The following is a 22,305-nucleotide window of genomic DNA, read 5'->3' on the forward strand; positions in this document are numbered from 1 at the left end:
ACATTTTGCTGGCGGATTCGGCGGTGTAGCGATCCACAATGCACCCGCGTTTGTGCCAGGCAAAGGCCACCTTGAGCGGACGGGCGGTGGCCCCATCCTTGTCGGAATCGCCGACCATCACGGCCCGGTTCGTCGGGCACGAAAAATCTTTCAGAATTTGCTGTAAATGTTTCGGGCTGGGTTTCGCCAGACGTTTGCCCGTCACCGGATGCGGGCCCCACAGCGTCATATTGCGCTTAATGGCCTGAACAAAGCCCGGATCGATTTGGCTGAGCAGGCGCGTGTCGGATTCGATGCTCGGTTGGCAGTAAAAATGGTCAAACAGCGCCGGAATTTCCATGAAATCGGCAATTTGGCCGCTTTTTTGGGCGTTTTGGGCCAAAAACCACAGGCGCAGGATCAAAGACGTGGCTTCGGTGTCGGAATAAATCACCTGTTGCGCGCCGCTATCGCGGACACCGCGCAGGGTTTGCACCGCTTCGGGGTAGAAAACGGTCAGGTCCTTTTGTTCTTTCATCCAATGGTCGCGAATGGCCCATTGGGTCGCTTTCAGCTGCGTTTCCTCGACCGGATTGGTGGCCTTGGGCAGCATGTTTTGCGCCCCCATCCATTGCAGGGCGCCGGTGTAATCGTAAAAACGGAACTGGCTTGGGGTCTTGCGGAACGCATGCTGGACATGGGTGTGGTCCAACCCGTACAGGGCGGCGGTGCGGGCCATGGCCCGGCTGGTGGATTGGGCCCACGTCTTGATCGTATCGGTCAGCGTGTTGTCCAGATCCCAGACGACCAGATGTTTTTCCGGGCGGCTGGCTTTTGCGTTACGCGGTTTCGACATAGAGCATAAACCCTGCTGTTATTTTCTATAATAACTCGACAGGGATATATGTATCAGCCCAGCATGCCAGTGTAAAGCAAAACCAGCAGGAACAGGCCCAGCCCGACGCGGTACCAGACAAAAACCATGAAGCTGGAACGGGTTAGCCACTTCATCAGAATATGCATGGCCCCCAACGCGGCCAGACAGGACACAACAACCCCCACCGCAATATCCAGCCACAACCCGTTGCTGGGCGGGTTTTCGATCAGGCCCAACGCGGCCAGAAATCCGGCCCCGGCAATGGCGATACTGCCCAACAGGAAGGAAAAGCGTGCGGCCTCGACCCGGCTCAGCCCCAGAAACCGCCCGGCGGTCATGGTGATGCCCGACCGGCTGGTCCCGGGCAACAGGGCCAGACACTGGGCCAATCCAATGATCATCACGTCCTTCAGTGTCAGGTCGGCCCCCGTGCGGGTGGTCGGACATTTCAGGTCGGCCACGCCCAGCAAAATACCGAAAATCACCAGCCCCCACGCCGCCAGTTGCAGCGACCGCGCCCAGGCCGGCTCATAGATATGCAGGATCAGCCCGATGATCACGACCGGGATGGTTCCGGCGATCAAAAACAAACACAGCTTCGCCCGCTGGCTCAGGCCGTTTTTATGGGCGGAGAGCAGGTCGAACCCGCCCAGCACCACCTGCCAGATATCCTTGCGGAAATAGAGCAGAATGGCCAGCAGACTGCCGACATGGACCGCAATATCCAGCGTCAGCGTTTCACCCCAGTAATCCGGCTGGCCCGGCCCCTCATGCAATAACGCATGCGTCAAAATCAGATGTCCGGATGATGAAATCGGCAAAAATTCGCTGATCCCTTGGACGATGGCCAGGATGATAATATGGTAGAGGGGCATGATAACGCGCGGCCTTCCGTGATGCGGTCAGGTTTGTGATTCAAAACAATAAATGGATTTTTACCCATGGTCTATGGCATCGGTGTGGCGGGATTTATTGGCGGTTTTGTGCTGGGTCTGATCGCCCTGCGCTACATTCTGAAGGACCGCAGCAAAGACGATTTGCTGCAGGATAAATCCCTGCGCCTGTACGGGGCCATCACCTGGCTGCTGGCCGCGCTGGGCGGGGCCGTGGCGATGGCGTGCTATACGCATTTTGTGGGGTAAGGTTCCTGCTTTCTACTTGTCCCCTCTCCCATGGGGGCTTTGATTTTCAATATGAAAATACCGATTGGTATAAAATTCTGTGCGTCCGCCCTTGACCGCACCATGTCCTCGCCTAACTGACTGAAAGTGCGCGCAAAAGCGTGGTGCCGTGGTGACGATATGTTGAGGATTTGTTCATCCTTCATTCAGACTTTTCGTGTTACCTGAACACCCTGATCTTTCGCGTGATGATTGTTTTTGAAGCCAAACACACCAACAAACACTGACAAACAGAAGGAACCGTTCCACTATGTCCCGTTTTTTATCCATTCTGGCTGCTGCCGCTTTACTCATTGCTCCTGTCGCGGCGCGTGCGGCGGATAATGTTGAAACCTACACGTTGGAAACGCCGCACACGCAAATCGTTTTTGCGGTGAACCATTTGGGCTTTTCCAATTCCATCGGGAAATTTCTGGGTTATAGCGGGACGATCCATTTCGATCGCACCGACCCGGCCAAATCAAACGTCGATGTTGTGATCAAATCGGATTCGCTGGAAATCAACGATGATGCCTGGAACAAGCATTTGAAGAATGCCGACTTCCTGGATGTCGAAAAATTCCCGGAAATTACGTTCAAAAGCACGGGTATTGCCGTGACGGGTGAAAAAACCGCCGATATTACGGGCGATTTGACCATCAAGGGCGTGACCAAGCCGGTTGTATTGAAAACCACCTTTAACAATGCGGGCCCGCACCCGATGAACCCGGCGGAAAGCCGCGCAGGCTTCTCGGCCACGACCAGCTTTAAACGCTCGGACTTTGGCATCAATTACGGCATCCCCGCCGTGGGTGATGATGTCGAGGTGCGGATCGAAGTTGAATCGATCCTGCAGGCCAAACCGGCGACCAACGAATAATTCCTGATCCAAATCGAGAGGACCGCGCATTATGCAGTGGCGTAACACATCTGAAAATTACGGCGTTGTTGCCAAAAGCTTTCACTGGGTTATCGCCCTGCTGGTGATCGGTCTTCTCGGCGTTGGGCTGTACATGGAATCGCTGGACCCCAGCCCGCTGATGTTTAAATTGTCCTTCTGGCATAAATCCTTTGGGATTGCGGTGCTGGCGCTGGTGGTTTTGCGCGTTTTGTGGCGTGTCACCAACACCCATCCGCACAGCCTGCCGACCCATGCGGGGTGGGAAAAGGTGCTGGCGAAAGTGACCCATGGCCTTTTGTATCTGGCGTTGTTTGCCATGCCGTTGTCCGGATGGATCATGTCCTCGGCCAAGGGGTTTTCGGTCAATGTCTTCGGATGGTTCACCCTGCCTGACCTGGTGGGGGAAAGTGACCAGATCGCGTCCATCGCGCGGGCCGTTCACGGCTATGCCGGATATACGCTGATCGTTTTGATTGGTCTGCATTTTGCCGGAGCGATCAAGCATCATGTCATTGACAAGGATTCAACCCTGCGCCGGATGTTGCCCCAAGTGACGATGATGGTGGCTGTGGTGCTGGCCCTGATGATCGCGCCTGCCGCCGCTTCTGATGCAACGGCTTGGACCCTTCAAAAGGATCAAAGCACGATCGCGATCGAAGGCACGCAAATGGGTGCACCGTTTAAAGGTGGGTTTAAAAGCTTCGATGGCGTGATTCATTTCGATGCCGATCATCTGGCGGCGTCCAAGGCTGATATTACGATTGATATCGCCAGTTTCGACAGCGCCAGCAAGGATCGTGACGGGTCGGTGCAGGGGGCGGAATGGTTTGATTCCAAAACCTACCCGCAAGCCAAATTTGTCACGGATAAATTCGAAGCCGGGACCGATCCGAACAGCTTTATCGCCCATGGCACGTTGACCATTCGCGATAAAACCGTACCGGTGCAATTGCCGTTTACATTGGTGATTGACGAAAACGGAACGGCCACGGCGAATGGGTCGGTTACCATCAACCGCATTGATTACGGCGTCGGGGCCGGACAATGGTCCAACCCCAAGGATGTCGGCACGGATGTAAAGGTTACAATCCATATCGTTGCGACAAAGTGAGATAATAAAAACCCGGCGATTGGCCGGGTTTTTTGTGGCTTATTCTCTGCGCAATTGTGGTTCGGGTGGGGCCGTGGGATAGGATCTTGCGCTGATGGGTTCGGCCGCGCCTGTTACGGCATCGCCGACCATGGCCCGGGCGGGTTCGGGCAACGCACCCGCAGCGCGTAAATGATCGCGCAGGGCGGCGATGCTGTTTCCAGGTTTTTGGCCCCGGACGTAAATGCCAGCGCCCTCATACAGTTCTTCGGCGGTATGAATTGTGATGATATCGCCACGTTTCACATCTTCATAAGCCAGGGCGTATGTCGAAAAGATTTCAGACACGCTCATCGGCATACGAAATTGAAAGCCCGCCGGTGTATGAACGATGGGCGTGCGGTTGAAGAACGACCCCCCGGGGACGACGAGCGTCATGCGCCCCAGCGTCATGTCCTCGGGAACGACAAATTTATAAACCTTGATGGTTTTTTTATTATCCAAAATCTCTTCATGACCGCTGGGCGTTACGAATTTGGCGATGGTGTTTTCGGTTTCCAGTCCGTCGCGGTGTTTCAATTCAATCATTTTCTGAAGGGCGTTGTTCCATTTGGCTGGATTGATAACACCCGCGCCACAGCGTTCGTGCCAGGGTAAGCCGCCGCCATTGCTGGTGTAGCGGGCGGATTCGGTTTCAAAATTTGCCGGATTTTGGGCGAACGCATGGTTTTCATCATCTTTGAATACGCCGGGGCTTTTAAAGTCCATAATGTCGCGGTCGGCGCTCATCAATCCGGCGGCCATGATTTCTTCGAAAGACAATGCGTCGCCATACCATTCGGCCATTTGGCGGTATGTTGCGGCCAGGGCCGGGGTGGCTGTCGATGTGCCGTGTGTTATGGCGCCGTCAAAAGTTGGTACCCGGCTACAGATATCAGCGGCGGGGTTGCTGTAATGCGCCATAGCGGGGTGCGGTTTTTTATTGTTTTTGCTGGGAAAATCCGCGCTGGCCCCAACCACAACGGCGCGCGGGCTGTGGTTGTAATACGAGCCTTCGGCAAGGCGCCCGCCCCCGTTAAACCAGTCATTTCCGCTGGCTTTAAAAATGATGACGTTGTTTTTTTGTAAATCGTTCAGCGTGTTTTTTACTGTTGTAAAGTCAGGGTGGTTTTCGTCCCGATTCACGATCAAATCTTGCGCGTCCTCGACGTTCGTTGATGCGGGTCCTTCGGATGAGCTGAAGACGACGTTGTCGGCAATACGCGCGCCATTATTGTTGAGCAATGCCGTGATGATGTCGCTGTTGTTCGCGTTAATCTGTCGAATGATCGTTTCGTTTACGCCGTGGAAATTTTTTGTATCGACATCAGGGTTGATCGCCATTGCCGTTTGCAGGGCCGTTTTGAAAACGATGTTGAAATGCGCACCTTTGTCATTGTTGTTCTGGCTTTCGATGGCCACCAAATCAATTTCACGGTTCGCATGATTTTGGGGTGTTGCCAGACGGGGGAGGTCGGATTTCTTTGCGGCCTTGACCGTGGGCATGGTGCGCAAGGTGGCCCCGTTATTTTTTAACATTTCATGCGTCAAATGATTATTGTCCTGCACGATTTGACGCGCTTGCGGGCTTCCCGTTGTGATTCTTTCGTAATGTCGATCATCAATAAGGCCATACTCTTTCAAAAGATTAAGCATGTCCTTGTTGTATGCATAGTGGGACGGGCCCGGGAATGGGACGACTTTCTCCCTGTGACCGATCGCATCCTCTTCGCTCATGCCGATATCGTAGAGGAAGCGGATCACCTTTAATGCTTCTTTGGTCTCGCTGACGCTTAAATGTGATTGTTTCGCAAATGTCGCAAAGGCACGGTCCATGACCGTGATGCCGTATTCATCCTGATATTGTTTATCCGCACCTTTCGCGGCCAGTTTTCTCATCAGTGCGAAACCGGTTTCTTTTTCAAGGCCCCTTTCAATCATCAGCAGGGTGATTTCCAGCGTGCCATAAGATGTGTCGTCTTCCTGAATGACGATATTCGGGTTTGCCCCTTGATCCAGCGCGGTGTGCGCCGTCGCGATCAGGGTTTTTGAATCTGGGCCTTCTTTGTCTCGCGCATAGTAAGACGTTTCTCTTATGACTGCATCATAGGCGGCCAGAAGAGAATCGTGCAGGGTCTTATCCTGTGGGGTACGGATGGCGTTTTTGTTGTTTTTCGCAATCTTCGCCGTCGGTTCGGCTGTCGTCTGTGCGGCAACGTCATTGAAGTGGGTGCTGAAACCCAGCAGGGTCAGGCCGGCAGCGGCCAGCGCGGAACGCAGTTTTTGAGCAGACGCCATCAGTAAACTCCAGAATTGCGACTATAAAGCGTGTTGTTATGGGGGCGCACTTTATCGCAAATCTTCTGGAAAATGCAAAAATTATAAATCGTTTATTTTCAAATTGTTAGGATAATAAAAAGCCCGGATGGCCGGGCTTTTTATTATCGTTCGAACCGTGACGGGTAAATCGGTGTCGGGGCGATGGGCTGGGGCCGTTGCAGGTCGACGGGGTACATGAAATCGGATTCTTTGCCGCCGGCGATTGTTTTCAGTGGTTTAGGTAACGTGCCCGCCGCCTGTAACGCGTCGCGCAGGGCGGCGATGCTGTTTCCTGTCGCTTGTCCGCGCAGGATGATGCCAGCCCCCGGGGCCAAAGGTTGCGTGGTGCGGATGGTGAACACATCCCCGGCTTTCACATCTTCATACGCAAAGGCGAAAGTGGATACGATTTCGCTGAATGATTTTGGCATCCACAGATCAAAGCCCGCCGGGGTGCGTACGGCGATATCGCCATGCGTGCCCAGAGGGTGCGGGAATTTGAATGTCAGCTTGCCCAGTGTCATGTCTTCAGGCACGCGGACCTGATACACATATTCTGGTTTTTTGGCATGGCCGACCGTGATGCGGGCGGGTTCCGCCATCGCGGTATGGGTGATAGGCGCCGCGCTCAGGCCTTTTTCAGCCTTTAACGCCAGCATCTTTTGAATGGCGTCGTGCCACGCCGGAACGTCCAGAATGCCGGGGCCGCATCGTTCATGGTGGGGCAAACCCCCGCCATTGGTGACGAATTCGGCCGGGGCGGACTGCAATGTGACCTCCGCTGGCGATCCAAACAGGCTTTGGAACGATCCGACATTTTCGAAATCGCGCACGTCGCGGCTGGCCGTCATCATGGCGGCGGCCATGATTTCTTCGAAATTCAACTGGTCACCGTACCAGGACGCCATTTGCCGATACAATGCGGCGGTTTCCGGTGTTGAAAACGATGTACCGCTAAGCTGTTCGCCCCGGCGGTTGGGCTGCTTCGCGCAAATGTCGCCGCCAAAGCTGCTGTACGTGCTGATCACGTGGACGGGTTGATCTTTGGACTCCTTGGTTTTGTACATGCCGCTGGATCCGACAATCACCGCCCGCGGGGAATGGGTGGTGGAATAGCCCTGCATATACCGCCCGCCGCCGCTATACCAATCATTGCCCGCGGCTTGAAACACGATGGGTTTTGACGCGTCGAGGCGTTTGATCACCGTATCTGTCGTGCGGTAGAGCAGCGTGTCCGTCGTGTGGTGGACACGTTTCTGGTCGCCCAATTTTTCCGATCGGGTCATGCCCATGGAGTGGGTGAACACGACACTATCCATCAACGGAGCGGCGGCGTTGTTAAACAATGCGCGCAGGATGTTGGATGTTTCCCCGCCCGGATAAAACATGATGGATTCTTCGACGGCGTGAAACCGTGTGAAATCCACCTCTGGATTGATGGCAAAGGCCGTGCCCGTGGCGGTGCGGAACGTATCGGTATGGTGGTCCCCTGTATCACCGGCAGGGCGTTCAACGACGATCAGGTCAACCGGCTTATTCCCCGCCGTGGGGCCGGGGACGACCGGGGCCAGATGGGTGTGGCTGTCATACAGATAGGGCACGATAATCGGCCGGTCGCGGGGTATGGCGGCGTTGACATCCATGCCGTTGATGCGGGCCAGATCGGCCGCAATGATGGCCGTCTCGGCATCCGGGCGGACATATTCGCGGCCCACACTCTTGGCGATTTTTTCAAAACTGGTCGTGGTGTCCTTGTCGCTGATGAACACAAAATCCTGTGCAGGTTTTGTATGGATTTCCTGTCCAACCGCCACGGGAATGTGCAGGGTTTGGCCCGTGAATACGGGCAGTTTACCCGTATTCTGCGCGATGATGGCGGTGCGGCTGTCCGCCGTATCGCGTGCGCCCATGATGGGGGCAAAACGTTCGGCCAGTGTGTCCAGCGTGTCGCCGGGCTGAACCGTATATGCAAACGGTTTGAGTGGCAGGACGACAGAAAAATCCAGCACCTTGGCCCCGTTATCATGCAGCAAATCCATCGTGATGGTGGTGGCGGTGCGCGCGGCATGGGTCGCGGACGGGGTGCTGTAATGCAGGCGATAATATGTGGCGTAGTCAATCAGCCCGGCGCGCCAGAACTCCTCGGCACTGGCCAGATTGTGAATGATGTCGGTCATGCGGGTGCCGGCCTGAATTTTTATGGTCTCTTCCGCATCGCTCAGGCTCAGCCCGCGATCCAGCAACCGTTTCATCATTTTCAAGCTCAGGCGCAGGTCGGATCGTGATTGATCCTGCGCGTCAATCACGGCTTTGACGGCATGGTCCATCGGGCTGCGTCCGCCGACATCCTGTGATTTGATGTCAGCTCCGCGCTCCATCATGAAATCAAACAACTCCGTTGATTCCAACAGGCGCGACACCTGAAACATGGCGCTGAATGCGGTGGAGTAGGCCTCTTCGCCGATCATCAGGGAGCCGTAGCTGTTGTGATTGATGTCGCCGCCATCGTTCATCAGTTTTTTGATCAGGGCGATATTGCCCCGGACATGCAGATCGTTTTTGGGGTTGTATGATGGGTTGGCATTTTTCTGCGTCAGCAAAAACTGCCCCAAAATCCCAACTTCGCGGGCCAGGTCGTAATTTAATTTGAACTGTTTCTGGGCGGCGTCCGATTGTGTGGCCAAGCTTTGCGTTTTGGCTGTCGCATCGGCTTCTTCTATCGCCGGATGGGCGACGCTGTTGAAAGACAGGGTGAGGGCCAGCGCGCTCAGGCTGGCGGAGGCAACGATTTTGCGAATATGGCTACGGTTCATTTTTAAAATCCACCTGGAAAGGCTGGTTTGGCACCCGGCGTTTCGGGCAGGGCCTTGTGAATATTGACAGGTTGGGCGTCGCCCGTGACGGTGTTCATCTGCATGGTTTTTAACGGCGCCGGCAGGGTCCCGTTTCCACGCAGATAATCACGCAATGCGGCGATGGAATTGCCCGGGGCGTGGCCGTTAAAGACGATTCCCGCCTGCGGGGCCAGCGGTTGCGTAGTGCGCAGTTCAAACACATCCCCGACCTTCACATCTTCATAGGCAAAGGCGAAGGTGGATAAAACATCCGTGTATGTCCGGGGCAACAGCATTTCAAACCCGGCCGGGGTGCGCACGACCACGTCGCTGTGCGCGTTCTGGAACTGCGGTAACAGGAATGTCAGCTTGCCCAGTGTCATATCCGTCGGGACCGGGATGCGGTATATGTATTCAGACACGCCGTTTGCATCGGATGTGGTGAACGCATTTTTGATCGTGACACGCTGGTGCGATACCATGTTGGCGGTCAGGTTAAATTGTGCCTTTAACGACAATGTTTTTTGCAGGGCTTGGTGCCATGATTGCGGCTCCAGCACACCCGCGCCGCAGCGTTCATGGCGCGGCAATCCGCCGCCATTGGTGGTATAAAGTGCGGGTACGCTGTTCAATGTGGCCAGGGTCGGCGGCAATGACGCTGTGTATTTTCCGATATTTTCAACATCCAGAACATCACGGTCCGCGCTCATCAATCCGGCGGCCATGATTTCTTCAAAGCTTAAGCGGTCGCCATACCATTCGGCGAACTGGCGATATTGGGCGGCGGTGGACGGGGTGGAAAACGACGTGCCCGTCATAATTTCCCCACGGAAATTCGGTACGCGCGCGCATACATCGGCCCCGTACGAACTGTAATGGGTCATGACGTGCATTTTAACGCCGGGGGCCGTGTTTTTTGTTTTTGCGATCGCGCTGGCCCCGATCAATACGGCACGCGGTGAATGGGTCAGGGTATATCCCTGCATATACCGCCCAGCCCCATAGCTGTACCAGTAATTGCCCGCGGCGTTGAAAATAATGGGTTTTGACTGGTTCAGCGGGTCCAGCATCATGGCAATGGATTCGACATTGCGGTCATTCGCGGTGCGGGCCTGTCGCGCGTCATTGGCTGCGTTTTCCTTGATTGCGGTGCCCATGGAATGGGTGAAAACCATGCGGTTGTTGGGTGAATCGGCGGCATCGTTGCGCGTATTGGCGCTGAACAACGCGCGCAAGGCATCCGGAATTTGTGCGCTTGGGTAATCGATGGGCAGGGTTTCAATCGTGTGAATGCGATTCATGTCCGCTGCCGGATTCAGGCCATAGGTCGTGCCCGCAGCGATTCTGTAGGTATCGCGGTGGTGCGCGTCTTCGACCTTGATGGGTAGGGGGTTGCCCTCAATCACGAATAAATCGACCGGATTGCGCGCGGCGCTTGGGTCCGGCTGGATCAGTTTGACGTGCGTGTGGCTGTCGTTCGTATATGGGAACAGAATCTTTTGCCCGGATTCCAGCTTGGTGTCGATGGGCAGGTTGTTCATCGCGGCCAGCTCCGCCGCAATGGTCTTGATGGATGCGCCGGGGCGGTAATAATGCGTGGCATTGCCCTCGGCCAGTAACTTAAAGGTGGCCCCTGTGCTGTAAACGCTGATGGTGCCGATTTCGCGACCGGGGGGCAGGGGAATATTGACCGTATGCCCGGCGGACAGCGGGGTGTCATTGGCCTGTGTAATCAAGGTGCGGGCATGATCCAGATCAATCGCCCCCATGACCGAGGCGAAGCGTGTCACGATCGTGTCCAGCGTGTCATCCGCCGTGATCGTAACGCGGAAGGGCCCGCCGGGGCGTGAATCCGTGAAATCCGGCGTCTGGGCCCCATATTCCTGTAACAAAGCGGGGGTGATGGTGTCCGCGTTTAACAGGGCATCGCGAGCCGCATCGGACCCGGTTATAATTTTTCTATAGACATCATCAGGCACCAGCCCGTGATCGCGCAGCACGCTCAACCCGAACAGGTTTTTGGCGGTCGCTGCGTAATCGCGCTGCGCGACGCCTTTGAGCCGCTCGCGTGTGTCGTTCAGGGTCAGGCCGCGGGCTTCCAATGTTTGGACGATTCGCAAGGCGGCTTCGACTTTTTCGCGGGACACAAGCTGGGCGTCCTGCAAATTGCTGACGGCGTAATCCATCACGCTCCACCCATCGGCATCAATCGCCTGCAGATCCGGATTTTTGCTCAGCACATGGTCCAGAATCTCCGTGGTCATCATCATCGCGGAGAGCTGGATCGCTGCGAACAAAGGGCTGGATACGCTGGTCTTGCCCACGCGCATGCCTTTTTCAATGCGAAAATTCGGGTTGGCGCCGCGATCCAACAGGGATTTGATCGTGTCGATATTGATGCGGATGTAATCGTCCGTGGCGGGGTTGTAATTGGTGATGCTGCCCGACCGTTCCTCGATCAAGCGGCCCAGGGCGCGCATTTCGGCGACAAGGTCGTTATTCAAATGGTACAGCGGATCAATCACAACGCTCAGCGGCGGGGGCGAAACGGGCAGGGAAGCCGGGTCCGGCGTTTGCGGACGGTCCAGATTATCGTTGATGGGCGAGATGGCGGCGGCGTTAAAAGCGCCCAGTAATGTTGCGAATCCCAGCCCAGCGGCGGCCAGAAGCCGCGCCCGTTTTTGAACGGTAGCCATTTTAAATAATCCCTGTTTTTACTTTTTTATTTTTGTAATCGAAAACACTAGGGCGGATTGCCGGGGAATGCAAAAGGTAAAACCGGATTTTGGAATGGCTGGGTTGCATGGGGCGTTTGTTATGAAAACAATCGTGCCAACGTTTCATTTTTGTTCTTTAAAATCAGGCCGATAAAATTTTTTTTCGGGGAAATGTGAATTTGCGGCTGGGGAATCGGCCGGGAAAAGTCTATGATGTCAGTCAATTAAAACATGTCCTTCAAGGGACGTCTGGGATAGTCTGTGTAACATGAGAACTCTGTATCATCTTTGGCTTCACCCCTTTTCACGGAAGGTGCGCATCGCACTGGCCGAGAAGAAGCTCGATTTCGAGCAGCGTATTGAAAAAGTGTGGGAACGCCGGACCGAGTTTCTGGCCCTGAACCCCGCGGGCGATGTCCCGGTTCTGGTCGAAGCCGATGGCACGACCTTGGCCAACTCTCAGGTCATTTGCGAATATCTCGAAGAAGTCTACCCAGAGATTAATCTGCTGGGCTTTGATCCGGCACAGCGCGCGGAAACGCGCCGCCTGGTCAGCTGGTTCGATGTGAAATTCAACCGCGAAGTCACCGACAATCTGGTCGGCGAAAAATTGATGAAGCGGTTTTTAAAATTGGGTGAACCGCATGGCCCGTCTATTCGCGCCGGTCATGCCAACATTCACTACCATCTGGATTATATCGGTTTTCTGACGGAAAAACGCCGTTGGTTGGCCGGTGAGAATTTTTCGCTGGCGGATATTGCGGCGGCGTCGCATTTATCAGCCATCGATTATATCGGCGACGTTCCATGGGATGAGCATCAGGCCGCCCGGGAATGGTATGCACGCGTGAAATCCCGGCCCAGCTTCCAGCCTCTGCTGGAGGATCGGATCCCCGGATTTACGCCTGTTGGCCACTACGAAAACGTAGATTTCTAAGATACAGTATCGATCCGTTTTTGTCGGGGAGAGCGAAGTCTCCCCCGCATCGGTGACTGCGCTTCAAAGCGCGAGAGAAAAAGAAGAATGCAGTAAGGTAATGACGGACAAAAAACTTTTTTGTTTTGGATACGGGTACACCGGTGACTATCTGGGCCAGGCTTTGAAAAAAGCCGGCGGGTGGGCCATTGCGGGCACGACGCGTGACCCCGAAAAACGCCGCTTCCTGAAAAATCTGGGTGTGCGCGGTTATATGTTCGACTACACCCAGCCGCTCGAAGACCCGCAATTGTTCCTGAAGGGAACCACCCACCTTCTGATCTCCACCCCGCCGGCGGATAATGGTGATCCCACGTTCCTGATGCATGAAGACGATATTTTATCCATCCCGACGCTGGAATGGGTTGGGTATCTGTCATCGACGTCGGTGTATGGTGATCGCAGCGGCGAATGGGTCGACGAAAATTCCGAAGTGCGTCCATCCACCAAACGCGGTTCACGTCGCGCCCGGGCCGAAGCGCAATGGCTGTCGCTGGCGGGCCAGGGTGTGCCGGTGCATGTGTTCCGTCTGGCGGGCATTTACGGCCCCGGACGATCCGCATTGGATTCCGTGCGCGCCGGTATTGCCCGCCGTATTGATAAACCCGGCCACGCGTTCAGCCGCATTCATATCGATGATATCGTTCAAGTGTTGATGGCGTCGATGGCAAAACCCAATCCGGGTGCGGTTTATAATCTGGCCGATGATCTGGCCGCCCCCAGCCACGCGGTGATTGCCGAGGCCTGTGACATGCTGGGCCTGACCCCGCCGCCGCTGATTAAATATGACGACGCCGACATGGCCCCAATTGCCCGCAGTTTTTATTCCGACAACAAGCGCATTAAAAACGACCGCATTAAAAACGAACTGGGCGTCGTCCTGAAACATCCGACCTTTATGGAAGGGCTGCAGGATTGTCTGGCCAAGGAACAGGCGCACCGTTCCCGTATGGGTGCCTTTGCCGCCGCCGCCATAGGCGGGTCCCGCGAGGGGTAGATTTTCAAGACGGATTGAGGGGCTTTGGGCCTCTATTTTTATGTTTATTTTCAGTGTGTTGATGCGGTTCGCACGCGAAAGTTTGTGCGGCCTTTGTGGTTTGTGGTACGACCATATTTCTGCAAAAAACGAAACGGGATTGGGTCATGGCCGGAGTGGGCGAAACATATTCATTGAGTGAAGATTATCTGCGCGGTGCGTTTGAGCGCGCGCAGGCCGACAAACAAGATTTTCTGATCACATACACTTACGGCGAAGAAGGCATGCCATGGGGCTTTTGCCCGATGATTGATCTTCACGAATCCTGCGTGGCTGTGACCAAGGACACGATGCGCCGCGACTTGCTGGGCGTTTATACGAAGCACGGCGTTCTCAATATCAGCCGTGTTTATGATTTGTCGTGCGATTTTGAAAATGCGTGCGGCGGTGTAGAAAAATTGCCGTACGAAGTGGATGTGGCCGCAAACGATATCATCGTCAAAGTGAATGCAATTGAAGAGTGGCAGAACCAACCCTTCTGGAAGCGCTGGTTGACCAAGCCGAAAATCTAAGACTGTTTGATTAAATCAGATCATCGATGGGCGCAGGGAGAGATCCTTGCGCCTTCATTGCATCATAGGCGTTGTACGGCAGGCGGACGCTGACCGCGGTGCCGATGCCGACGGTGGATTCGATGTGCAACGTGCCGCCGTGCAGTTCGATCAACTCCTTGGTGATGGCCAGCCCCAGTCCCGTGCCCTCATGCTTGCGCGTGTAGTGGGATGCGGCCTGTTCGAACGGACGGGTGACGTTTTTCAGCTTGTTCGCCGGAATGCCAATGCCCGTGTCGGTGACTTTGATCAGCACGTAATCATCACGTTCCATGCAATCAATCCGTACCGATCCGCCCGCGTCGGTGAATTTCACCGCGTTGGAGAGCAGGTTCAACAACACCTGCATCACGGCGCGGCGGTCGGCGATGATTTGTAAATCTTCGTTCGCCATGTCGATGCTGACGCGGATTTTGGCCTCGGTCGCGCGGCCTTCCATCATGTGGACGGCCAGGCGGATGACCTTGGAGACATTCAGTTCTTCCAGATCCAGCTCATACTTCCCGGCTTCGATCTTGGACATGTCCAGAATATCGGCGATCAAATCGAGCAGATGTTCACCGCTTTCGCGGATGCCGCCGATATAATCCAGATAACGGTCGGACCCGATGGGGCCCAGCAACTGGCGCTGCATCATCTCGGAAAAACCGATAATGGCGTTCAATGGTGTACGCAGTTCGTGGCTCATATTCGCCAGGAATTGGGATTTCGCGGCATAGGCGCGTTCGGCGGCTTCTTTTGCTTCGTGCAGATCGCGTTCGTACAAAGTGCGGTCGGTTACGTCCTGCATAATCCCGAACAGGGAAATGACTTCGCCATCGGCATCGTTTTCGCAACGGCCTTCGCATCGGATGTAACGCACCTCGCCACTGGGGCGCAGGACGCGGAATTCCATTTCATACGGTTTTTGTTCGATAATCGCGCGCTGGAACGCCTGTAACAGGCGGCCCACATCGCGGCGGTGGAGCAGGGCATTCACACTGTCCAGTGTCGGGTGGAACTGTTCCGGGTCGACGCCGAAGATGCAGTAAATTTCCTCGGAGAAAATGATGTCGGTTGCGCCCACGATCCAACGCCAGTGGCCCATATGGCCGATGGCTTGGGCCTCGCGCAACATTTGCTGTTGGCGGAACAGGGCGTCTTCCTGTTTTTTAATGGCGGTGACGTTGCGGCCCACGCTGTAAATCGCATCGCCGGACCGTTTGTTGCGCCATTCCATCCATAATGATGCGCCATCGCGGGTCAGCATGCGGCATTCGAAATCAATGACATGGTCATGCACCGCGTCATCGGTCATCAATGCGCCGATGGCGTTGCGCACCATGGCTTTATCTTCCGGGTGGATGGCGTCCAGAAAGCTCATCCGCTGCATCTGGCTTTCGGTATAGCCCAGCGTGTCGGCCATCACCGGATTGATCCGGGTGAAGCGCGCGCGCGTATCGGATACGGCCATCAAGTCGGATGACATCGCCATGAAATGCGCGGTTTCGGTATTGGCAGCGGTGGCGGCGCCCTGTTTTGCGGCGGCGTCATCGGCGCGGGTTTTCCATTCATTCCCGGCGATCCGGTCCAACAGGCGCGCGGCCATGTCGGTATCCAGACCCGCATTGCGTGCGGTTTCGCCGTCCGTGCCCGAGGCAATGATCAGGCCGCGGCCATCGGCCATTTTCAGGCGGTCAAACTGGTACGGGCCGCGCACGGGGGGCAACGCATGGCCGGTCTGGATATCGACCAGATGCAACCCTTCGCGCAGGCTGGAGAGAATGGCGTTCGCGTCATCGCGGCGTGCGCCGAACATGGATGTGGCATGAAACGCATCATCAGGTTCGGCAAAGGTGAATACGCTGGTCAGCGCGCGACCAATCAGGTCGGCGGGCTCCACGCCGCACAAGGCGGCAAAATCGGTCGTGGCAAAAAGGATTTTTCCATCCTGATCGGCGATCAGGCGCGGCACACCATCGTTCAGATCATCCAACGCGCCCGGCGCAACACGATTGGCGACCTGTGCGGTCGCTGTGCCTGTCGGGGTTTGGGTGTCCTTTGGGGCCATTGAGATTTACCAACTTACGGGCCGTTTGGCCTCGTTATCCCTGTACAACTCACCGATTCGAACGGTTTCGAATCACATTTAACGCCTGTCATGATGACAGGCGGAGTGGGGCCTTTTCAACCAAAAGATTTTGGAAATTTGCGCGATTATTGAAAAAGATCGCTTGACGTTATGGATTTGGTTTGGGGAGCGTTTGCACGCGCTGGATCGCCTGCTCCACCACGGTGGCCACATGATCGGCGTGATCCGGCGCATGTTGGTTCACATAGTTCATGATGGCACACAGTGTCGAGATCGGACGGGCCGGGGCCAGCGGCAAGGCCGGTGTATCAGTGCCATGGTGCAAAGCGCATTCGTGTGTATTGGTGTCGATGGAAAAACGCGCCCCACCCTCATCCGGGGGCAGGCGGGTCAGCGTGTTGAGGACGTCGCGCAACGGCGTCAAATGATCCGGCAAATCCATGATTGGTACACACCCAAAATTTTGTTTTTATAATTATGGGAAAATGTAGCCCAGAATGGTGCGGTGCGTCAAGTTTGTTGGGAAGGTAGAAGGCCCTCACCCCGGCCCTCTCCCCCCGGGAGAGGGTTAGGGTGAGGGTGCATACGAAAACGCCCTCCCCGACCATGCCGGAGAGGGCGTTTTCCAAACCGCTTAATGTTTAATATTTCACGCCACAGCCATATAAGGCTGGCTGCTGGCCGTTTCCACCGGTTTCCCGGCGGCCAGGTCGGCCAGTGCGGCGCGGACATAGTTTTTCGCCCCGGCAATGGTGGCGGGGTCTGCGCTTTTGTTATCGTCAATCGCACCGGCATAGACCAGCGTGCCTTCGCCGTTGATCACGAACATGTGCGGGGTCGTGCTGGCACCATAGGCGTGGCCGACGGTTCCATCGCCATCCAGCAGATAGGCGGTGGCCTTCATGCCTTCGCGGGTAATGACCTCTTCGGCTTGCGCGCCGGTCACATGGCCCTGCTTGCCCTCGGCGCCCGAGTTAATCACCAGCCAGACCACACCCTGGCCTGTGGCTTCTTCCTGCAGGGTTTGCATGTTCTTGCTGTCGTAATGTTTGCGCACGAACGGGCATTCGGCGTTGGTCCATTCCAGAACGACGGTCTTGCCCTTGAAGTCGGACAGGTTGTGGGACGTGCCCTTGGAATCGGTCAGGGTAAAGGCCGGCGCGGCCTCGCCCACCGTTGCGGCGGCGTGTGCGGACAGCGTCGGGGCAAACATCAAAGCGGCAACGGCCGCGGCAAGCAGGATTTTCATGGTCGATCTCTCTCCATCAGGTTTGAACAAGGTACGCAGAATGAAGTGTTATTCCGGATTGATGACATCCGCCACGATGCCGGGTGTCAGAAGCTGTGGCAAGACCACTGCATCCGGGCGTGTGCCATTCACGGCAGGCGGATAGTACACATAGAGCGGAACGCCATTACGTCCATAGGATTCAAGAAATTTTGTGATGTCCGGATTCTGGTTGGTCCAATCGCCTTTCAGGTAGGCGATGTTTTTGTCCTTGAACAAATTCATCGTATCCATGGTGGCGATGGCGACGCGTTCATTCACCTTGCATGTGATGCACCAGGCGGCGGTCATATTGATAAAAACTGCCTGATCCGTGGCCAGCAATTCATTCAACCGCGCGGTGGTGAAGGGTTCAGCGTCGCCGTTGGCCGTTTGCACCATGCCCACCGGGGCCGTGTCCATCATCGGCTTGGACATCGGGGCGAAGGGCAGCAGGGCCAGCGCCAGCGCAATCAGCCCCAGAAGGGTGATGATCATCCGGCCCATCCCCGCATCGGGACGGTGGGACAGCATCCACAAGGCAAACGCGATCAGCACCATACCGACCAGCGCGGCCAGAACGCCGTGCGGCCCGCTTTGCAGGCTCAAAACCCACACCAGCCAGACGGCGGAGCCATACATCGGGAAGGCGAGGAATTCACGGAAGCGCAGCATCCACGCGCCCGGTTTCGGCAAGGCGCGCGCCAGTGCCGGAATAAAACACAGGGCCAGATACGGCAAGGCCAGGCCAAAGCCCAACGCCATAAAGACGGACAGGGCGGTCACGGGCGGTTGCACCAGCGCATACCCCAACGCCGCCGCCATAAACGGTGCAGTGCACGGCGTGGCGACAATGGTGGCCAGCATCCCGGTAAAGAACGATCCGCGCAAGCCCGATTGCCCGGCCAGTTTTTGCCCGACGCCCGCCAATTGCCCGCCAAATTCAAACACGCCGGACAAGGACAAGCCGATGACAAACAGCAGATATGCCAGTGCCAGAATGACCTGCGGATTTTGTAACTGGAACCCCCAGCCGATTTGTGCGCCCCCGGATTTCAGGGCGATCAACGCGCCGGCCACAATGCCAAAGCACACCAAGATGCCCGCGGTATAGGCCAGCCCGTGTGCGCGGGCGTGGTCTTTATCTTTCCCCTGCATCTGCACCAGTTTGAGCGCCTTCAGCGATAAAACCGGAAACACGCACGGCATCAAATTCAAAACCATACCGCCCAGCAGGGCAAACAGCAGGGCCTGCATCAATGTTGTTGTTGGTGCGGCGGGGGCGGGTGATGGGTCCTGTGTGGGTGACGGTGCGGATGGTGCTGCGCCATCGATTGCGCCGGGCTCAATCGTGACGCGATGGGCGCGGCCATTCGCCGCCAGGACGATATCAAATGATCCTAACTCTTCAACCGCGCGGGTGGTGTCGCGGGTTTGGCGGATGGTGATGGTTTCACCCGTAGTGGTGATGGCGGGGCTGGCGTTATTGATGATGGCGCCCCATTCATGCGGAAATACGCGCAGCGCCGGATCATTCAAGTCTGCCAGTGCGGCGGGGTTGTTCGGCGTGATGGTGATGATGAAATCCGTTGCATCCGTGCTGTATGTGGCTGTGGCATCCAGTGTGGTGGGCTGGGCGGCACGCGCGGCCGTGATCATGGTGCTGTCCGCCGGCGTGTCCGTGCCATCCCCTGCGTTCAGTGTGATCTCGTGGCTGGAAAATTCCGGAATACAGATGTCTTTGCACACCAGAATTTCGACGTCGGCTTTAATCGTGATTGGCCCGGCGGGCAGGGTGGCGGGGACGGTGATATCCTGCAACAGGGTCGCGGCGTTTTCATACCCGTAATTCATCAGCCCGGCATAGGGCACCGCGTGCGGCGTGGGCCAATGCAGGGCGCCCGCGGTAAATCCATCGGGCAGGGTCCATGTGATGTTCGGGGCCATGCCGGAATCGCCGGGGTTCAGCCAATAAGTGTGCCACCCATCATTGATGGTTTGGTCCACGGCGACTTGAAACGTCGTTCCGGCCTCGATCGGGTTCTGTTCCGGAATCAGGCGAATGGTGACGTTGGGCTCTGCGCTTACGGGCTGTGCTTGCACCGGACCCGTTGAGACCGCCAGCATCGATACAAGGGCCAGCAGGGATGCAAGGGTCAGCAGGGGGCGGAAGCGCATGGTTAAGATCCTGATTTTTCCGGTAAAAAACAAACGGCTTCAATAATGTAGCCTATTCCTCGCCGGGGGCAAGAGCGCGGGTGTGCTTGACTCTTATGATGGGGTGTAGACAATACGCGCGGACCTTTATGGGGGATCAGCAATGGGGCAGGCCAAAATGACCAAAACCGACCGGGACGCCGTTATCACCAAAAACGGGACGGGCCCGCTCTGGAGCCCGGATCGCGTGCGCCGTGACCGGTCCCGCCTGCACCATTTCATGGAACGCGCCGAAGTGCGCGCGGGCCGCGATTTCATCGATTATGACAGCATCTGGCGCTGGAGCGTTGAAAACACCGAATCCTTCTGGGATCTGGTCTGGGATGCGTGCGGTGTAATCGGGGACAAGGGCACCACCATTTTGCGGGACGCGCAATCCATTACGGACGCGGAATTTTTCCCCGATGCGCGCGTAAATTATGCTGAAAACCTGCTGCGCCGCCGGGACGATGCGGTGGCCATGATCTTCCGCAATGAAAAGGGCGAGGAACGCCAGCTGTCGTTCAACGATGTGTACGATCTGTCCTCCCAGATTGCGCAGGCCTTGCACCATGCGGGTGTGGGTGAAGGGGACCGCGTTGCGGCCTTTATGCCCAACACGCCGGAAACCATCATCGCCATGCTGGCCGCCACGTCGCTGGGGGCCATCTGGTCCTCGGCCTCGCCCGATTTCGGGGTGCAGGGATTGGTCGACCGTTTTGGCCAGATCGAGCCAAAGGTTCTATTCGCCGTCGATGCCTATTATTACAACGGTAAAACGGTGGATTGCCTGGCCCGTGTGGTCGAGGTGCAGCCGCGCCTGCCGGGTCTGCAATTGACCGTCATTGTTCCGTTTGTGAATGCGAACCCGGATTTGTCGGGGCTGCACCATGCGGTGACGCTGGGTGATCTGGTCGCGCCGTTCGTGCCGCGGGATATGTATTTCAACCGTGTCGCGTTTAACCATCCGCTGTTCATCATGTTTTCATCCGGCACGACGGGCATTCCCAAATGCATCGTCCATGGCCATGGCGGCACGCTGATCCAGCATGTGAAGGAACATCAACTGCAATGCGATATTGGCGAAGGGGACCGCGTGTTCTACTTCACCACCTGTGGGTGGATGATGTGGAACTGGCTGGTGTCGGCGCTGGCGTCGGGTTGCACGCTGATGCTGTTTGACGGGTCGCCGTTTTATCCGAATGGCAAAACGCTGTGGAATTTCGCTGAACAACATTCCTGTACATTGTTCGGCACGGCGGCGAAATATATCGATGCGCTGAAGGCTGCGGGCCTGCGCCCCGGCGATGATCACGATCTCTCCGCCCTGCGCGTCATTACCTCGACGGGATCACCGCTGGTGCATGAATCGTTTGATTATATTTATGACGCGATCAAATCGGATGTGCATCTGGCCTCCATCTCCGGCGGGACGGATATTGTATCCTGTTTCGTGCTGGGCAACCCGCTTTCCGCCGTCTGGCGCGGCGAAATTCAGGGGCCGGGTCTGGGCATGGCCGTGGATGCGTTTGACGAAGATGGTAAACCCATCCCGGCGGGCGCGGGTTCCGGCGAACTGGTCTGCACCAAACCCTTCCCGTCGATGCCGGTGATGTTCTGGAACGATGCGGACGGGGCGAAATACCGCGCCGCGTATTTTGAACGGTTTGACAATGTCTGGTGCCATGGCGATTGGATTGAACGCACCAATCATAACGGCTTTATCATTCATGGCCGGTCGGATGCGACACTGAACCCCGGCGGCGTGCGCATCGGCACCGCCGAAATTTATCGTCAGGTGGAACAAATCCCCGAAGTGATCGAATCCATCGCCGTGGGCCAGGATTGGGACAATGACGTGCGCGTCGTCCTGTTCGTGCGCCTGCGTGATGGTGTGACATTGAATGGCGAATTGGTCGACCGGATCAAAGCGCAAATCCGCGCCGGGGCATCCCCCCGCCACGTCCCCGCGCGCATCATCGCGGTGACCGACATCCCCCGCACCAAATCCGGCAAAATCACCGAGCTGGCCGTACGCGACATCATCCATGGCCGCAAGGTGAAGAATGTCGAGGCGCTGGCCAATCCGGACGCGCTGGATCTGTACAAGGATCTGCCGGAATTACAGGCGTAGAAAAAAGGGCTATTGGATCGCCAGCTTGATCATCCCCCACATGGGGGCTGGTTTGCATTTGCGACATTGCGGCAGAAATTATCCAATTTTTTCAATGCCATGGCTTTTTACTTATAAAAATCAAACGTTCCACTTTATAAAATCAAAAGAATCCCTTT

General features: G+C 56.2%; 15 protein-coding genes and 1 pseudogene. 7 read left to right on the top strand and 9 right to left on the bottom strand.

What is annotated here, in order from left to right; genetic code table 11:
• Window positions 1-85 precede the first annotated feature (85 nt).
• Together A11S_RS12175 and A11S_RS01015 are read right to left on the bottom strand one after the other, a co-directional pair.
• Window positions 86-835: pseudogene (locus A11S_RS12175) on the bottom strand (HAD family hydrolase); the annotation flags it as partial.
• A gap of 53 nt (window positions 836-888) precedes the next feature.
• The gene (locus tag A11S_RS01015; protein ID WP_015466610.1) at window positions 889-1,731 is read right to left on the bottom strand and encodes an undecaprenyl-diphosphate phosphatase; all 843 of its coding nucleotides are present in this window, start codon (window positions 1,729-1,731) and stop codon (window positions 889-891) included.
• A 66-nt stretch (window positions 1,732-1,797) separates the two neighbouring features.
• Here A11S_RS01015 and A11S_RS01020 point away from each other — a divergent pair, with 66 nt between their 5' ends.
• The 3 genes from A11S_RS01020 (at window position 1,798) to A11S_RS01030 (ending at window position 4,028) form a co-directional block, all read left to right on the top strand.
• Window positions 1,798-1,998 (top strand): hypothetical protein, encoded by a 201-nt coding sequence (locus tag A11S_RS01020; RefSeq protein WP_015466611.1) that lies wholly within the window; start codon window positions 1,798-1,800, stop codon window positions 1,996-1,998.
• A 289-nt stretch (window positions 1,999-2,287) separates the two neighbouring features.
• Window positions 2,288-2,896, top strand: coding sequence for a YceI family protein (locus A11S_RS01025; protein ID WP_015466612.1), 609 nt, complete (start codon window positions 2,288-2,290; stop codon window positions 2,894-2,896).
• Between the two features lie 31 nt (window positions 2,897-2,927).
• Window positions 2,928-4,028 (top strand): cytochrome b/b6 domain-containing protein, encoded by a 1,101-nt coding sequence (locus A11S_RS01030; RefSeq protein WP_015466613.1) that lies wholly within the window; start codon window positions 2,928-2,930, stop codon window positions 4,026-4,028.
• A gap of 39 nt (window positions 4,029-4,067) precedes the next feature.
• Here A11S_RS01030 and A11S_RS01035 read toward each other — a convergent pair whose 3' ends face one another.
• The 3 genes from A11S_RS01035 to A11S_RS01045 form a co-directional block, all read right to left on the bottom strand.
• Window positions 4,068-6,344: a S8/S53 family peptidase gene (locus tag A11S_RS01035; RefSeq protein ID WP_015466614.1), complete on the bottom strand. Its 2,277-nt coding sequence runs from the start codon at window positions 6,342-6,344 to the stop codon at window positions 4,068-4,070.
• Window positions 6,345-6,487: 143 nt separating this feature from the next.
• Entirely contained in the window at window positions 6,488-9,178 is a 2,691-nt protein-coding gene (locus A11S_RS01040; RefSeq protein ID WP_015466615.1) for a LysM peptidoglycan-binding domain-containing protein, read from the bottom strand.
• Window positions 9,179-9,180: 2 nt separating this feature from the next.
• The gene (locus A11S_RS01045) at window positions 9,181-11,895 is read right to left on the bottom strand and encodes an ankyrin repeat domain-containing protein (protein WP_015466616.1); all 2,715 of its coding nucleotides are present in this window, start codon (window positions 11,893-11,895) and stop codon (window positions 9,181-9,183) included.
• Window positions 11,896-12,184: 289 nt separating this feature from the next.
• Between A11S_RS01045 and A11S_RS01050 the strand changes: the two genes are divergently transcribed.
• The 3 genes from A11S_RS01050 (at window position 12,185) to A11S_RS01060 (ending at window position 14,440) form a co-directional block, all read left to right on the top strand.
• Entirely contained in the window at window positions 12,185-12,853 is a 669-nt protein-coding gene (locus A11S_RS01050) for a glutathione S-transferase family protein (RefSeq protein WP_051054872.1), read from the top strand.
• Window positions 12,854-12,953: 100 nt separating this feature from the next.
• Window positions 12,954-13,889 (top strand): SDR family oxidoreductase, encoded by a 936-nt coding sequence (locus A11S_RS01055; RefSeq protein ID WP_015466619.1) that lies wholly within the window; start codon window positions 12,954-12,956, stop codon window positions 13,887-13,889.
• Window positions 13,890-14,035: 146 nt separating this feature from the next.
• Window positions 14,036-14,440 carry a hypothetical protein gene (locus tag A11S_RS01060; RefSeq protein ID WP_015466621.1) on the top strand — a complete coding sequence of 135 codons (405 nt, stop codon included), beginning with the start codon at window positions 14,036-14,038 and terminating at the stop codon, window positions 14,438-14,440.
• A gap of 10 nt (window positions 14,441-14,450) precedes the next feature.
• Here the strand turns inward: A11S_RS01060 and A11S_RS01065 are convergent, their stop codons facing one another.
• From A11S_RS01065 to A11S_RS01080, 4 genes are all read right to left on the bottom strand, one after another.
• Entirely contained in the window at window positions 14,451-16,529 is a 2,079-nt protein-coding gene (locus A11S_RS01065) for a sensor histidine kinase (RefSeq protein ID WP_015466622.1), read from the bottom strand.
• Window positions 16,530-16,698: 169 nt separating this feature from the next.
• Entirely contained in the window at window positions 16,699-16,992 is a 294-nt protein-coding gene (locus A11S_RS01070) for a hypothetical protein (protein WP_015466623.1), read from the bottom strand.
• Window positions 16,993-17,199: 207 nt separating this feature from the next.
• Complete coding sequence (locus A11S_RS01075; protein WP_015466624.1) at window positions 17,200-17,799, bottom strand: redoxin family protein; 600 nt, start codon at window positions 17,797-17,799, stop codon at window positions 17,200-17,202.
• A 48-nt stretch (window positions 17,800-17,847) separates the two neighbouring features.
• On the bottom strand, window positions 17,848-19,995 hold the full coding sequence (locus A11S_RS01080; RefSeq protein WP_015466625.1) for a protein-disulfide reductase DsbD family protein: 2,148 nt from the start codon (window positions 19,993-19,995) through the stop codon (window positions 17,848-17,850).
• Between the two features lie 157 nt (window positions 19,996-20,152).
• On the opposite strand from A11S_RS01080, the gene A11S_RS01085 reads away from it, so the two are divergent.
• Entirely contained in the window at window positions 20,153-22,147 is a 1,995-nt protein-coding gene (locus A11S_RS01085) for an acetoacetate--CoA ligase (protein ID WP_041802832.1), read from the top strand.
• Window positions 22,148-22,305: the final 158 nt, after the last annotated feature.

The organism is Micavibrio aeruginosavorus EPB, assembly GCF_000348745.1.
Taxonomy (GTDB): Bacteria; Pseudomonadota; Alphaproteobacteria; order Micavibrionales; family Micavibrionaceae; genus Micavibrio; species Micavibrio aeruginosavorus_A.

Bases quoted from the DNA above. Each gene is read 5' to 3' on its own strand.
- A11S_RS01015 (WP_015466610.1), bottom strand. From the start codon at position 1,731: ATGCCCCTCTACCATATTATCATCCTGGCCATCGTCCAAGGGATCAGC.
- A11S_RS01020 (WP_015466611.1), top strand. From the start codon at position 1,798: ATGGTCTATGGCATCGGTGTGGCGGGATTTATTGGCGGTTTTGTGCTG.
- A11S_RS01025 (WP_015466612.1), top strand. From the start codon at position 2,288: ATGTCCCGTTTTTTATCCATTCTGGCTGCTGCCGCTTTACTCATTGCT.
- A11S_RS01030 (WP_015466613.1), top strand. From the start codon at position 2,928: ATGCAGTGGCGTAACACATCTGAAAATTACGGCGTTGTTGCCAAAAGC.
- A11S_RS01035 (WP_015466614.1), bottom strand. From the start codon at position 6,344: ATGGCGTCTGCTCAAAAACTGCGTTCCGCGCTGGCCGCTGCCGGCCTG.
- A11S_RS01040 (WP_015466615.1), bottom strand. From the start codon at position 9,178: ATGAACCGTAGCCATATTCGCAAAATCGTTGCCTCCGCCAGCCTGAGC.
- A11S_RS01045 (WP_015466616.1), bottom strand. From the start codon at position 11,895: ATGGCTACCGTTCAAAAACGGGCGCGGCTTCTGGCCGCCGCTGGGCTG.
- A11S_RS01050 (WP_051054872.1), top strand. From the start codon at position 12,185: ATGAGAACTCTGTATCATCTTTGGCTTCACCCCTTTTCACGGAAGGTG.
- A11S_RS01055 (WP_015466619.1), top strand. From the start codon at position 12,954: ATGACGGACAAAAAACTTTTTTGTTTTGGATACGGGTACACCGGTGAC.
- A11S_RS01060 (WP_015466621.1), top strand. From the start codon at position 14,036: ATGGCCGGAGTGGGCGAAACATATTCATTGAGTGAAGATTATCTGCGC.
- A11S_RS01065 (WP_015466622.1), bottom strand. From the start codon at position 16,529: ATGGCCCCAAAGGACACCCAAACCCCGACAGGCACAGCGACCGCACAG.
- A11S_RS01070 (WP_015466623.1), bottom strand. From the start codon at position 16,992: ATGGATTTGCCGGATCATTTGACGCCGTTGCGCGACGTCCTCAACACG.
- A11S_RS01075 (WP_015466624.1), bottom strand. From the start codon at position 17,799: ATGAAAATCCTGCTTGCCGCGGCCGTTGCCGCTTTGATGTTTGCCCCG.
- A11S_RS01080 (WP_015466625.1), bottom strand. From the start codon at position 19,995: ATGCGCTTCCGCCCCCTGCTGACCCTTGCATCCCTGCTGGCCCTTGTA.
- A11S_RS01085 (WP_041802832.1), top strand. From the start codon at position 20,153: ATGACCAAAACCGACCGGGACGCCGTTATCACCAAAAACGGGACGGGC.